Raw genomic sequence first — 13,077 nt, forward strand, 5'->3', positions numbered from 1 at the left:
AGGCTCGGACCCACAAGGTACCGGGCCCCGGGCCTACCTCCCAAGGGCCCGAGATAACCAATAAAAACCTTTGCGGATATCGGCCGAGGGGGTCACCCCAGGCGGGTTTTAAAGGAATAACCTGATGGCTTTTTCTCTGTCGCGCTTGTGCCTCCTGGGCGCTGCGTTGCTCTGCGTACACTCCGTCCATGGTAGCGAGCCGGCCCCGGCAACTGCCGCCACTCCCGATGCCGAACTGATCCAGCGTGGCCAGTATGTGGCCCAGCTCGGCGACTGCATCGCCTGCCATACCGCCCGTGGCGGCGCCGTCATGGCCGGCGGCCTGGAGCTGAAGACGCCCATGGGCACCATCTACTCCAGCAACATCACCCCGGACAAGGCCACCGGTATCGGTAACTACAGCTTCGACCAGTTCGACCGCGCCATGCGTGAAGGCGTGACCCCTGATGGCAGCCATTTGTACCCGGCCATGCCGTACCCGTCCTACGCGAAGATGACCGAAGAGGACATGCGAGCGCTCTATGCCTACCTGATGAATGGCGTGGAGCCGGTGGCCCAGGGCAACCTGGAGGCCGACATGAGCTTCCCGTTCAACCAGCGCTGGGGCCTGTGGTTCTGGAACTTCGCCTTCGTCGACAAGCAGCCCTTCAAGCCCGATCCCCAGCGTGACGAACAGCTCAACCGTGGCGCCTACCTGGTCCAGGGCCTGGGCCATTGCGGTTCTTGCCACACCCCACGGGGCATCGCCTTCCAGGAGAAGGCCATGAGCGACACCGAATCCGGTGGCCAGCATTACCTGGCCGGGGAGACGGTAGAAGAGTGGCGTGCCCTGAGCCTGCGCAACCTGTGGACCGTGGAAGACACCGTGCAACTGCTCAAGACCGGGCAGAACCGCTTCGCCACGGTCTCGGGCAACATGGCCGATGTGATCCACCACAGTACCCAGCACTTCACCGATGCCGACCTGACCGCCATCGCCGCCTATCTCAAGTCGCTGCCGGCGGGCAAGGATGACCTGCCGATGCCGTCCGAGGTCCTGGCCCCGGCGGCGCCGCCGAGCAACTTGTTCACCTCTCGTGGTGGCCTGGGTTATGCGCAGTTCTGCTCCGACTGCCACCGCCAGGATGGCGCCGGCGTACCGCAGATGTTCCCGTCCCTGGCGGGCAACCCCAGCGTGGCATCGAGCAACCCGACTTCCTTGCTGCACATCACCCTGACCGGCTGGAAGACCGCCCAGACCGCGGCCCATCCACGGGTCTACACCATGCCGGGCTTCGCCCAGCTGGCCGATGAGGAAATCGCCGAGATCCTGACCTTCGTCCGCAGCAGCTGGGGCAATACGGGGTCGGCCATCAATGCCAGCCAGGTCAAGCAGATGCGTGCCCAACTGAGCCCGCAGGTGGAGAGCACGCCGTTCGAAACCCCACGCCTGGCCAACTTGCTGGCCGCGCCGAACGCCGAGCAACTGGTGCGTGGCATGCGCCTGCACCTGGAAACCAAGGCCCTGCTGCCGGACAACGTCGGCAACGCGCTGAACTGCACCAGCTGCCACCTCAACGCCGGTACCGTGGCCGATGGTTCGCCTTTCGTCGGTGTCTCGGCATTCTTTCCCGGCTACGCGCCACGGGCGGGCAAGACCATTACCCTGGAAGAGCGCATCAACGGTTGCTTCCGCCGCTCCATGCACGGCAAGCCGCTGCCGGTGGCTGGCCCGGACATGCAAGCCATGGTCGCCTACTTCGAATGGATGAAGATGAACACTCGTCCCGAGGACAAGGTGGCCGGGCGTGGCGTGGGCAAGATCGATCCCGCCCTCAAGCCCAACGCCGAGAACGGCAAGCAGGTGTACGCCAAGCAGTGCGCGGTGTGCCATGGCGCCGATGGCGAAGGCCTGAAGCGTGCCGACGGCAGCCTGATCTTCCCGCCGCTGTGGGGCGACGAATCGTTCAACATCGGCGCCGGCATGGCCCGTACCTACACTGCCGCGGCCTTCGTCAAGCGCAACATGCCGATCGGCTTCCACGAGAAATTCCCCCTGGGCCAGGGCGGTCTCTCGGATCAGCAAGCCCTGGACGTGGCCGAATACTTCTCCCATCAACCGCGTCCGGACTTCCCGGACAAGGTCAAGGACTGGCCCAACGGTGGCCGCCCGGCGGACGCCCGCTACTGACCGCGGCCTTGTCGCAGACAGCGACAAGGCCCGCAGGGGCTTCCGAGGCCCTCAAGAGCGCGTGCTCTTGAGGGCCTCGCGGTTTTCGGTGGCCGCTGCGGATCGTGCAGAAAAAACTGTGGAGGCTCAGTGGCGCCGCGGTAAGATCACCGTCCTTTGCCCGTAGTCTGAGCGGGCGGTCCTTCAAGGATGAATCATGCGGTTTCGCTCGATCCTGTTGCTGACCCTGTCCCTGGGGCTCGGCGGTTGTGCCTTTGTTTCCATGCTCAAAGCGACTACTGTCAGCTACCGGGTGCCGGCCGATGCCGGTGAAACCGCACTGATCCGCATCGTCGCCCAGGGGCTGGTACGTGGCGTGCCCTACAGCGATTGCATCGACTGGAGCAAGCCCGCGTCGGGGCTGATGGTCAGGCCTCATCGCGGCATCGCCAATCCCAACTTCCGCAACCTGCACATTCCGATGACCGCCGCCACCGACCGCATGCGGCGCCAAGAGGGCTTTGGCGCCAACGAGCTGAAGATCCCGGCCAATCGTCCGTTCGCCTTCATGTTCTACAACACGGAACCGGGGATGAGCCGGGACTACCGCGCGGTCTGCGAACAAAGCGTGACCTTCGTTCCCGAGGCTGGCGCGACCTATCAGATGGAGTTTCTCCAGGACCAGATGTGCACCGCCCGGCTGCGCAAGATCGATGAGCGTGGTGAGGCACTGCCGGACCTTGTGGTTTTGCGCCCCACCGGTTTCTGCCGCGCCGGCGCGCAATAGGGCGTGAACCTAGCGGGCTTCGTAGCGCTTGCAGATTTCTTCCCAGATGTAGGCACCGCGAAAGCGGATCCAGCGGATGAACAAGCGCCCGCGAAATGCCTGCCAGCGACTGCTGCGCCGTAGCGCCAGGCTTTCCTCGATTTCCTCCAGCAAGGGTTCGCGAGCGAAGCCCATCCAGATTTCCGGGATCACCGTCATCAGGTTGATGTAGCAGACCGGCGCCACCTCTTCGTAGAGAATGCGCTCCACCTCGGTCCGGTCGTAAGCCTGGGTCTGCCGGGCGATATAGGCGTAGTCCACCTCGTTATCCACAAAGGCGTCCGATAATACGTAGCGAATATCGTCCCGCTGCTTCGGGGTGATGTCTGATGACACGCTGTGTTCCTTCCTTGGGCTGTCGGGGATCTGGCTGGCGCGCTAGCGGGTTCTATCTTGGGGCGATCATCCGGGTCGGCGCTGCGCCATTGGCATTGTGCTGGAGGATGGTCACCGGCTGCCCCTGCTGATTGAAAAACACCTGGCCGATCCCCGAGGAATTCCACAGCCTCTCTCCGGCTTCGGCGTGCTCGGGCACGTGGGGAATGACCTTCATGCGTCGACGCCTGGTGAACCAGTTCAACGGCGAGCGTGGCGAGTAGAGCCAGCGGTTGAGGCGGTCGAACCAGTCCAGCAGGGCGGCGGGGAACTCGTTCTTGATGCCGCTGCTGGTGATCTGCCAGATCCGCGGGCCGCCCTGGCGGTGGCGGATCAGCACTTCGTAGACGAAGGAGTAGTGCACGTCGCCGGAGAGGATCACGTAGCTGCCCGGGGTGCGTGAGTGGCGGAAGATATTGAGGATCACCTGGGCCGAACCGCGATGGGCCATCCAGTTTTCCGCGTCCACCAGCAGCGGGTAGCCACACCAGCTGAAGACCTTCTGCACGGTTTCGATCAGCTTGACGCCGAAGATCGGCGCCGGTGAAACGATGATCGCCGAGGGATGGTCCAGCAGTTCGTGCTGCAGTTCGCTCAAGGCTTCCCAGTCCAGCAGGCCCGAGGGCTGGCCCAGGCTGAATTCGCTGCGCCAGCGTCGGGTGCGGGTGTCCAGGACCACCAGGGGCGGGGTGCTGGGCAAGACGTACTGCCATTGTTCAAAGCGCAGCAGCCGGTCGATCAGAGCGTCCTGGGTCTGAGACTCCAGCAGCTGTTCCGGGCCTTGTGGCGTGGCGCTCAAGGCGCGCACCTGTTCCAGCAGTGGCACGAAGGCATCCGGGTGGTTGCCCCAGCCCTGGCACAGCAGGTAGGCCAGTAGCGCGTTGCCGATGATGCGTTTGGAGAAGGGATGGCCGTAGGCGGTTTCTTCCCATTGGGCGCTGAGGTTCCAGTCGTCGGTGATGTCGTGGTCGTCGAAGATCATCAGGCACGACAGGTGGGCGAAGACCCGCGCCACGCCGTCCAGGCCGGCGACGAAGGCCTCGATATGCCGTTGCTCCTTGGCATAGCGCGCCTGGTGCTGCGGGCTCAGTTGCGGCATCTGGGGCGCGATCAGGCTCCAGGGCACCGGCGACCAGGCCAGCAGGTACATGGCCAGCACCTCGGCGAAGGTCACCAGGTGATTGTCGGCGCTGCTGCTGGTGAAGATCGGCTTCTTCACCCCGCCGAAGAACCGCTCGCGCAGGGTCTCGTTGCTCTTGAGCGCCGGCAGCAGTTCGGCCCGCTGGTAGTAGCTGGCGTGGTGCCGGTAGAGCGCCTGGCTGTCGTCCACCACGGCGCCCTCGAGCTGCTCGTCGAACAGGCCCAGGCGTTCGATCAGGGCATGGATGGCCCGCAGCATGGGGCCGGCCACATCGTCGGCGTAGATCTGGTCGCCGCTCATCAGCAGCAATGCGGGGCGGTCTTGGGTCGCCGGTTTTTGCGCCAGCAGGCGGTCGGCACACAGCAGGCCGTCGGGGGCCGGATGATGGGGCTTGCGGCAGGAGCCGTGGAGCAGGTTGTCGATGCGGCTGGGGAGCACGAATTCGGCCCGCCGCGCATTGCCATAGAGCAAGTGGGGCGCCCAGGCGGCCATGCCCTGGAAGCCATGCTGCGCATCGTTGAGCAGCAGGTCATAGGCGATCGGCAGATCCTCGGGCAGGGCCGCGTCCAGGCTCACGTCGATCAGGTGGATATAGGCTTCGCGGCCCACGGCGATGACCTGGCACTGACGCTCATCCAGGGTCAATTCCTGCATGGCCGCGCCTTCGGCCTGCAGTTGCAGGGTCAGGGACAAAGGCTGCGAGCCCACCAGCCACATCACCAGCCGGCTCGGTTCCAGGCGGCGCAACAGCGGGCCGGCGAGTACGGGGGGCAGCGTGTCGAGGACGTGGGACAAGGGCATGTGCGCAAGGGCTCGGGACTAGAAAAGAGGCGCCATGGTAGCGTAGCGAATGTCATGCAAACGTTGCCTGGCGGCGGCGTCCCGGGGCATTTGTATCCAGTTATTTACTGGTCGTGGCCATCATCACCCCGAAGCCCAAGAAGGTGATCCCCGAGAGCCTGCCGGCGATCCGTGCCCCGCGCCGGCTGGACAGCCAGTCTCGGGCACCGTTGGCCAGGCCGGCATAGGCACTGTGCACCGCCACCACCAGCAGGCCGTAGCTGGTCACCAGCAACAGGAACTGGCGCAGGTAACTGCCCTCGGCCTGGATGAACTGCGGGAATACCGCCAGGAAGAAGAACCCGGCCTTGGGGTTGAGCAACTGGATCGATAGCGCCTCGACGAAGCGTCGCCAGGGGCGCGGGCTGCTGGCCTGGAGTTGAGGAATGAAGCCCTGGCTGCGCCACATCTTGATGCCCAGGTACAGCAGGTACAGGGCGCCGAGGTACTTGAGCAGGGTGAACGCGGTGGCCGAGGCGGCCAGCACCAGGCCCAGGCTGCTGGCACACAGCCCGGCCACCACGAAGGCGCCCAGGGCAATGCCGAGGATGCCCGGCAAGGCGCCGGCCCAGCCATGGCGCAGGGCGTTGGACAGGGTCAGTACCACCCCGGGACCGGGGCTGAGGATGGTCAGGGTAGCCAGCAGCAGGAACAGTCCATAACTCGCCATGGGGCACTCCGGGCTTGGATGATGAAAGAGCGCCGTGGCAATGGCCGGCGCCGCGGTGCAGGGTGAGCGCGAAGGCACGTGCTGACAAACGCTTTAATTGCATCGCTGCTGTGCCGGAATCAGACGCATGGGGGATTCTGCCTGGTCGCTTCAGTGGCCGTCATGGCGCGCCGGCAACTGGGCCGGGTTGTGGGTCGCATCGTGCTGGATCTGGGCCTGCATCCAGTCGATGAACACCTGGGCCTGCGGCGCGGCGTCGCAGGCCATGGCGTAGTAATAGTGGGTCAGGGGCTGGCGCAACTGTGGCAGCGGGCAGACCAGCCGGCCGCTGGCCAGGTCCTTGGCCAGCAGCGAGGCGGGGCACAGGCTCAAGCCGAGGCCGTCGACGCAGGCCTGGAGCACGAAGTGCATATGGTCAAAATGCAGGGTCGGTGGGTTGCGCAGCGGCTTGAGCCGGCAGTGCTCGAGCCATTTTGGCCAGTCACTGAGTCGGGTGCGGCTGACCAGCAGGGTATGACGCGCCAGGTCCTTGGGGCTGTGCAAGGGGGTGTCGTGCAAGAGCGCGGGGGCGGCCACCACCAGGAGTTCGTCGTCCAGCAGGCGTTGCGGTTGCAGCGCTGCCGCCCACCCCGAGCGCCCGCGGCGGATCACCAGGTCGAAGGTTTCCCGGGCCGGGTCGGGGGACAGGGTGCTGGTCACCACCTCCGGGTGGATCTGCGGGTACTGCGCCATGAACTGCGGCAGGCGCGGAATCAGCCAACGCACGGCGAAGGACGGTCGCACGTTGATGGTCACCTTGCGCTGCGCCGAGCCCTGGCGCAGGGCGGTGGCGGCCTGGGCAATCTGGGTCAGGGCCACGCTGACCTGCTCATAGAAAGCCTGTCCGGCCGGGGTGAGGATCGACTGGCGGATGCGCCGCTCGAACAGCAGCACGCCCAGGTGTTCCTCCAGCAACTTGATATGCCGGCTGATGGCGCTGTGGCTCACGTGCAACTCGTCCGCCGCGCGGCTGAAGCTTTCGTGGCGGGCGGCCGCGGCAAAGGCGCGGACCGCGTTCAGGGGGGGCAGGTCGCTGATCATGCGTCTAATTTAGTTACCTATACGGCGCAAATAAAGCGTTTGTCAGCGCAGGTCACGGGCGGCACGCTGCACCGGGTTCGCGATCAGCCGGTCTGCCTGACATGCCCGATACCTCGCTTCGCCGTACCGATCAAGACTCTGCCCGTTGCGCCACCCTCCTCGGCCTGTGCCTGCCCGGTGATGTCCTGCTGTACCTGTTGCTGCCCATGCAGCACGAAGCGTTCGGCGTGACCCTGGCCGAGGCCGGTGTGCTGCTGGCCGCCAACCGCCTGGTGCGGATCTTCGGCTACGGCCAGGTGATGCGCTTCTATGCCCGGCACGGCGACCGCCCGGCGTGCGTGCTGGCCACGGCGACCGCTGCGTTGTGCGCCCTGGGCTACGCCACCCTGTCGGGCTTCTGGTGGTTGTTGCTGTTGCGCCTGGGCTGGGGCCTGAGTTACGCCGCCCTCAACCTCTCGACCCAGGTCATGGCCACCGCCGAGCCCACGGGCGCCGCCCGTCGCACTGGCCGTTCGCGTGCGCTGATCGCCAGCGGACCGATGCTGGCCTTGCCCATCGGCGCCCTGGTCAGCATCGAATACGGCCCGCGGGTGATCTTCGGGCTACTGGCCCTGACCTCGCTGCTGGCCCTGCTGCTGGCTTTCGGCCTGCCTGGCAGGCCTCATCCACTGGCGAATTCCGGCCGGCGCTTGCAGCGTCCCGACAGCGTGGCGCTGTGGTCCTTCATCGAAGGCCTGGTGCTGGACGGGCTGTTCATCCTTGGCTTGTCGTTGCAGGCCGAACGACTGATGGCTGGCAACGCACTGCTGGTGGCGGGTGTGTTGTTGGCCCTGCGCTACGTCTCGGAAATGCTCCTCAGCCCCCTGGGCGGTATCGCCGCGCAACGTTGGGGGGCGACGCGGATGCTGATCGTCTTTTCGCTGCTGACCTGCGCGGCCCTGGTGGGGTTCGGTTGCCATTGGCTGATCGTCGGCGGCGCCCTGGTATTGATACTGCGGGCCCTGCAACTGCCGCTAGTCGTGACGGTGGTGGCCCAGCGGCACCCGGGGGCAGGCCGAGTGCGAGCCCTGGCGGCCAATGCGGTATGGCGGGATATCGGCGCCGGGCTTGGCCCGCTGATCGCCGGCGTGTTGCTGCCGGTGGCGTCCTCGGTGTGGGTGTATTCACTGGCGGCGGCGTGCCTGGCGCTGAGTGCATTGGCGTGCCGGAAGCCCGATGCAAACAGCGGAATCTAAGCGGCAAGCGACAAGCTCCAAGCTTTAATCTTGAAGCTTGTCGCTTGCAGCTTGCAGCTGTCTTTACGCCTGCCTGTCGTCGCCGCGCTGGACGCTCTGGGGCTGGCCCTGTTCGATGACCCAGCGCAGCAGGTCGGTGACCGAGACCCGGTGCTTGCGCTCTACCCATTCCATGCCTTGGGGGCTGTAGTGCTCGCTGTAGCGGGTCAGCACCAGGTGGTTCTGGTCTTCGGACAGGCGCAGGCTGACTTCGCGGCAATGCAGGCTGGCGTCGTCGAGCTTGGTCACCCGTTGCAGCAGCGTCAGCGCCGGTTGGGCGATGCTGGGTTCGGGCAGCTCTTCGCGGATGGCTGGGGCGGGCGCCGAGGTGTTCTTGATCAGGTGCATGGTCGGCTGTTCTCCAGTAGGGGGAGGTCAATCCTGGCAGCCGAACCTTGCGCAAAGATGTCTGCTTTATTGCAGCGTTGCAGGTTTGTTACCGCGTTGAAATATATGACGCGACGCGGCGAATGGTTTTAGATAACGCTCCTTTCCACTTGAAGTGATCCCTGCCGGTGAGCCGTCTCCTGATCGTGGACGATGACGTCGAAGTCCTCGCCCTGCTGAAGAAATTCTTTGTCCAACAGGGCTACCAGGTCAGCGTGGCCACCGATGGTGTTGGGCTGTGGGCGGCCCTGGAGCGGGAGGTGCCGGACCTGATCATCCTCGACCTGATGCTCCCCGGCGACAACGGCCTGGCCCTGTGCCAGCGCCTGCGGCTGCAGCATGCCACGCCGGTGATCATGCTTACGGCCATGGGCGAGTTGAGTGACCGCGTGGTGGGCCTGGAGATGGGCGCCGACGATTACCTGGGCAAACCCTTCGATGCCCGCGAGCTGCTGGCGCGGGTGCGCGCGGTGTTGCGTCGCTCCGGCGAGAGCCGGCCGCTGGCGGGCGAGGTGCCACGGCCGTTGATCCGCTTCGCCGATTGGCAACTGGACCTGACCCGGCGCGAACTGCGTTCGCCGGACCAGGTGATGATCCCGCTGTCGGCGGGGGAGTTCGACTTGCTGCTGGTGTTCGTCGAGCATCCGCAGCGCATCCTCACCCGTGAGCAATTGCTCGATCTGGCCCGGGGCCAGGCCCATGACGCCTTCGACCGCAGCATCGATGTCCAGGTCAGCCGCCTGCGGCGCAAGCTGGAGTTCGATACCAAGCGCCCGGCGATGATCCGCACGGTGCGCAACGGCGGCTACCTGTTCACCCCCAGCGTGACCCGCCAGTGAAGGTACTCAAGCCGCTATGGCGTTATCGGCTGCGCGACACGGTGGCGCGCTGGATCGCCCTGACCATCATCATGGCCATGCTCACGGCCCTGGCCTTCAATGCGTTGTTCGTACAGTTGGCCGGGGTCTGGGCCTATCCATCCCTGGAAGAGTCGGGAGTCCTGGAGAACTCGGCGTCCATCGTGCGGATGATCGAGGCCTCGGAGCCGGGCCAGCGTGCACGGTTGGCGGCAGCGGTCAGTCATGAATCTTCCAGCGTGATCTGGCAGCCGACTCGCGAGGCTTTCAATCTGCCAGTCGTCGAGGACTCCGAATACGTGGGAGAGGGCATCCGCCAGGCGCTGGAACCGCCTACGCGGCGCATAGAGGCCTACATGCCCAGCGACTGGTCGGGGCCCAATGGCTGCTACGCGCTACTGGTGCAGTTGACCGACCAATCCTGGCTGATGTTTTCCTCGAAATCTCGCAATTGGGGGCTGGATGAGAGCACCCGCAACTTGATCGTCATCGCCCTGGTGCTGGTGTCCACCGGCCTGGTGGCCTGGATCGCCACCCGCCGCCTGGCCAGGCCGTTGCAGCAGTTCGCCCAGGGTGCACGACGCTTTGCCCTGGACTTTCACGCGCCCCCCATCGAGCCGGTGGGGCCCCACGAGATCCGCCAGGCGATCCTGGCGTTCAACGCCATGCAGGCGCAGTTGCAGCACTTCATCAAGGACCGTACGCAGATGCTCGCGGCCATTTCCCATGACCTGCGCACGCCCTTGACCCGCATGCGCCTGCGCGGCGAGTTCATCGAGGATGCCGACCAGCAGCAACGGCTGTTCCGCGATGTGGACGAGATGCAGGCCATGATCAACTCGGCCCTGGAATTCTTTCGCGACGATGCGCGCCTGGAGCAGGCGACCCAGTTCGACCTGGCGGAACTGCTGCAGACCCTGGTGGACGATTATCGCGACCAGGGCTTGGAGATCATCTTCAGTGGCCCGCCGCGCCTGGTGTATGGCGGCCGCCCCCTGGGGCTCAAGCGGGTGATGGCCAACCTGCTGGACAACGCCCTCAAGTACGGCGTCGAGCCGGCCATCGTGCTGGAGCAGGGGGCTGAGCAGGTGCGGGTGCGAGTGCTGGATCGTGGTCCGGGCATTGCGCCCGAGGCGTTGGAGCAGGTGTTCGAGCCGTTCTTCCGCCTGGAGACATCACGCAACAAGAGCACCGGCGGCGTTGGCCTGGGCTTGTCGGCGGCCCGGGCCATCGTGCGTGAGCATGGCGGCAGCTTGCGCCTGTTCAACCGCGAGGACGGCGGGCTCGAAGCCCGGGTGGAGCTGCCGCTGTAACCCTTGCACCTGGGGGCTTCTTGTAGCCGCTACCGAGCCTGCGAGGCTGCGTACGGGCGCGTAGCGGCCGTCCTGGTTGAAGGCCCTGCGGGCCTTGTCGCAGTCTCGCGTCGCTCGATAGCGGCCACAGGTGTCAGGACCAATCGAAGCAGAACAGCACCAGGCCTTCAACCGGTTCGTAGAACATCACGATCAGGTCGGCGCCGCAGATGCCGTAGTTGTAGGCCGGTACCCCCAGGACATGCTGGAAGCGGCGGCCCGCCGGGCTCAGGGGCCAGACGTCGATGTCGCCGCTGTCATCCTGGGCTTCGACCATGTCCATGGGAAATTCCACGGTTTCCACCCAGTTGCCATAACCCTCGGCCACGCCACCGATTTCCTCGATGAAGTTGAGCTTTTGCCCGTTGTCCCGGGGCCAAGTCAAGTGCCCGAGTTCCTGGTAGCGCTGGCGGGCGGCCTGGTAGGCGGCACGTTGCTCGGTGTAGTGCTGTTCCAGGTCGGCGCGAGCGTTGGGCTCGGGGTCGGCCAGGTGGGCGTTGTCCGGGTGCAGGAAGAAGTAGCGCGGATCACCGCACAGGCGATAGCGGCCGTCCTCGATCTTGAAACCGATCCAGTTGGTCTTCAGCAAGTCGCTGCCAAAGCCCTGGCCTTCGGTGAACATGCCGACCAGGCCGCCGCTGGGCTCGATGGGGCTCAGCAGGTGCAGGCGAGCGGACCACTCGGGGTTGATCAGGCTGGCATCGAAGGACAGCAGCGGCAGCAAGTGTTCGGCCAGCGCTTGCTGGTCGGCGACGAACAGGTCGCGCGCTTCGGGGTAGGCCACGGCGCCAGTTGGCAGTTGGTTGAATTCCGGGGTCGGGATAGTGGGCATGGAACATCCTTGGTATCGGGCGATTAACGTGCGCAAGCCACTGCGCGATTCAGCAAGAACAAGAGGCAAGCGCTCGAGCAGGGCCGACGCTTGCCGGGTAAGCGGGTGCGACGCAGGTTCCGGGCGCTGGTGGCCGGGAGCAGTCGGGTGGTAGCGAGTGGCCTGCCGCGCGCAAGGCTTGCGGGGCGGACGAAACAGCGGGCGCCAGTGGGCGCGGGTACCGGAGGGTGTTGCTGGGCATCCATGTCCAAGTTCGGTCTGTGCAATACGCGGTCATTGCCGGGGCCGGCAATCTAACACCTGGCGAGGGCCCGGGCCAGGCGCACCGCGACACAGGCCCAAAGGCCCGTGTGCAGCGGGCGAGGATGGCCTTAGAACGACAGCGCGGGGCCTGTGGCGTCGATGTCCGCCGCCAGTTGGCCGGGGCGCTCATCTTCTTCCAGCCCTCGCGAGGCACGGCCCACCAGCAGCGGATCGGGAGCGTGGGCGACCTTGGGGTCCTTGCCCGGGTAGTCCAGCTCGTGCAGGAAGTGACGGATGCAGTTGATCCGGGCGCGTTTCTTGTCGTCGGACTTGATCACCGTCCACGGCGCGTCGGCGGTGTCGGTGTGGAAGAACATCGCCTGCTTGGCACTGGTGTATTCGTCCCATTTGTCCAGGGACTTGATATCGATGGGCGAGAGTTTCCAGTGCTTGAGCGGGTCGTCGCGGCGCGAGATGAAGCGCCGCAGCTGCTCTTCGCGGTTGACCGAGAACCAGAACTTGAACAGCAGGATGCCGCTGTTGCACAGCATGCGTTCCAGTTCCGGAGTCTGGCGCATGAACTCCAGGTATTGCAGGGGCGAGCAGAACTCCATGACCCGCTCGACGCCGGCGCGGTTGTACCAGGAGCGGTCGAAGAAGACCATTTCCCCCGCCGTCGGCAGGTGCTGGATGTAGCGCTGGAAGTACCACTGGCCCTTTTCCTGCTCGGAAGGTTTTTCCAGGGCGACGATTCGCGCACCCCGGGGGTTCAGGTGTTCCATGAAGCGCTTGATGGTGCCGCCCTTGCCCGCGGCGTCGCGGCCTTCGAACAGGACCACGATGCGTTGCCCGGTTTCCTTGACCCAGCTTTGCACCTTGAGCAATTCGATCTGCAACTCGTGCTTGGCTTTCTCGTACTCGGCGCGGCGCATGCGGTGGCGATAGGGGTAATTGCCCGGCAGCTTGGCCGAGACGCTGTCTTCGTTGGAGCCACGAGGCGCGTTGGCGATTTGCAGGGCCATGGGGTTCTGTTCGAGATCGACCTCGATGG

At 65.3% G+C, this 13,077-nt stretch carries 12 protein-coding genes; 5 read left to right on the forward strand and 7 right to left on the reverse strand.

Going from position 1 to position 13,077, the window contains the following annotated elements:
- Positions 1 to 124: 124 nt before the first annotated feature.
- Positions 125 to 2,170, forward strand: coding sequence for a c-type cytochrome (locus ACK6AU_RS14550; RefSeq protein WP_185698599.1), 2,046 nt, complete (start codon positions 125 to 127; stop codon positions 2,168 to 2,170).
- 196 nt (positions 2,171 to 2,366) lie between these two features.
- Positions 2,367 to 2,936, forward strand: a complete 570-nt coding sequence (locus ACK6AU_RS14555; RefSeq protein WP_185698598.1) for a hypothetical protein — start codon at positions 2,367 to 2,369, stop codon at positions 2,934 to 2,936.
- A 9-nt stretch (positions 2,937 to 2,945) separates the two neighbouring features.
- Here the strand turns inward: ACK6AU_RS14555 and ACK6AU_RS14560 are convergent, their stop codons facing one another.
- From ACK6AU_RS14560 to gcvA, 4 genes are all read right to left on the reverse strand, one after another.
- Positions 2,946 to 3,311 (reverse strand): hypothetical protein, encoded by a 366-nt coding sequence (locus tag ACK6AU_RS14560; RefSeq protein ID WP_185698597.1) that lies wholly within the window; start codon positions 3,309 to 3,311, stop codon positions 2,946 to 2,948.
- Between the two features lie 52 nt (positions 3,312 to 3,363).
- A complete protein-coding gene (locus ACK6AU_RS14565; protein WP_409299692.1) occupies positions 3,364 to 5,292 on the reverse strand; it encodes an alkaline phosphatase D family protein in 1,929 nt (642 codons plus the stop codon).
- 100 nt (positions 5,293 to 5,392) lie between these two features.
- Positions 5,393 to 6,001, reverse strand: a complete 609-nt coding sequence (locus ACK6AU_RS14570; RefSeq protein WP_185698595.1) for a LysE family translocator — start codon at positions 5,999 to 6,001, stop codon at positions 5,393 to 5,395.
- A 150-nt stretch (positions 6,002 to 6,151) separates the two neighbouring features.
- The gene (gene gcvA, locus ACK6AU_RS14575) at positions 6,152 to 7,081 is read right to left on the reverse strand and encodes a transcriptional regulator GcvA (protein WP_409299694.1); all 930 of its coding nucleotides are present in this window, start codon (positions 7,079 to 7,081) and stop codon (positions 6,152 to 6,154) included.
- Between the two features lie 101 nt (positions 7,082 to 7,182).
- On the opposite strand from gcvA, the gene ACK6AU_RS14580 reads away from it, so the two are divergent.
- Positions 7,183 to 8,316, forward strand: a complete 1,134-nt coding sequence (locus tag ACK6AU_RS14580; protein WP_185698593.1) for an MFS transporter — start codon at positions 7,183 to 7,185, stop codon at positions 8,314 to 8,316.
- A gap of 63 nt (positions 8,317 to 8,379) precedes the next feature.
- Here the strand turns inward: ACK6AU_RS14580 and ACK6AU_RS14585 are convergent, their stop codons facing one another.
- A complete protein-coding gene (locus ACK6AU_RS14585; protein ID WP_185698592.1) occupies positions 8,380 to 8,703 on the reverse strand; it encodes a hypothetical protein in 324 nt (107 codons plus the stop codon).
- Positions 8,704 to 8,870: 167 nt separating this feature from the next.
- Here ACK6AU_RS14585 and ACK6AU_RS14590 point away from each other — a divergent pair, with 167 nt between their 5' ends.
- On the forward strand, positions 8,871 to 9,581 hold the full coding sequence (locus ACK6AU_RS14590) for a response regulator (RefSeq protein WP_185698591.1): 711 nt from the start codon (positions 8,871 to 8,873) through the stop codon (positions 9,579 to 9,581).
- Positions 9,578 to 10,912 (forward strand): ATP-binding protein, encoded by a 1,335-nt coding sequence (locus ACK6AU_RS14595; RefSeq protein ID WP_409299697.1) that lies wholly within the window; start codon positions 9,578 to 9,580, stop codon positions 10,910 to 10,912. Before ACK6AU_RS14590 ends, ACK6AU_RS14595 begins: the two co-directional genes overlap by 4 nt.
- 133 nt (positions 10,913 to 11,045) lie before the next feature.
- Here ACK6AU_RS14595 and ACK6AU_RS14600 read toward each other — a convergent pair whose 3' ends face one another.
- The gene (locus tag ACK6AU_RS14600; protein ID WP_185698590.1) at positions 11,046 to 11,783 is read right to left on the reverse strand and encodes a hypothetical protein; all 738 of its coding nucleotides are present in this window, start codon (positions 11,781 to 11,783) and stop codon (positions 11,046 to 11,048) included.
- 371 nt (positions 11,784 to 12,154) lie between these two features.
- On the reverse strand, positions 12,155 to 13,048 hold the full coding sequence (gene ppk2, locus ACK6AU_RS14605; RefSeq protein WP_185698640.1) for a polyphosphate kinase 2: 894 nt from the start codon (positions 13,046 to 13,048) through the stop codon (positions 12,155 to 12,157).
- Between the last annotated feature and the right edge of the window lie 29 nt (positions 13,049 to 13,077).

It is taken from the genome of Pseudomonas sp. KCJK8993 (genome assembly GCF_046230915.1).
GTDB classification, from domain to species: Bacteria; Pseudomonadota; Gammaproteobacteria; order Pseudomonadales; family Pseudomonadaceae; genus Aquipseudomonas; species Aquipseudomonas piscis.

Coding starts and splice junctions, on each gene's coding strand:
- ACK6AU_RS14570 (WP_185698595.1), bottom strand. CDS start 6,001: ATGGCGAGTTATGGACTGTTCCTGCTGCTGGCTACCCTGACCATCCTC.
- ACK6AU_RS14580 (WP_185698593.1), top strand. CDS start 7,183: ATGCCCGATACCTCGCTTCGCCGTACCGATCAAGACTCTGCCCGTTGC.
- ACK6AU_RS14565 (WP_409299692.1), bottom strand. CDS start 5,292: ATGCCCTTGTCCCACGTCCTCGACACGCTGCCCCCCGTACTCGCCGGC.
- ppk2 (WP_185698640.1), bottom strand. CDS start 13,048: ATGGCCCTGCAAATCGCCAACGCGCCTCGTGGCTCCAACGAAGACAGC.
- ACK6AU_RS14585 (WP_185698592.1), bottom strand. CDS start 8,703: ATGCACCTGATCAAGAACACCTCGGCGCCCGCCCCAGCCATCCGCGAA.
- ACK6AU_RS14550 (WP_185698599.1), top strand. CDS start 125: ATGGCTTTTTCTCTGTCGCGCTTGTGCCTCCTGGGCGCTGCGTTGCTC.
- ACK6AU_RS14600 (WP_185698590.1), bottom strand. CDS start 11,783: ATGCCCACTATCCCGACCCCGGAATTCAACCAACTGCCAACTGGCGCC.
- gcvA (WP_409299694.1), bottom strand. CDS start 7,081: ATGATCAGCGACCTGCCCCCCCTGAACGCGGTCCGCGCCTTTGCCGCG.
- ACK6AU_RS14555 (WP_185698598.1), top strand. CDS start 2,367: ATGCGGTTTCGCTCGATCCTGTTGCTGACCCTGTCCCTGGGGCTCGGC.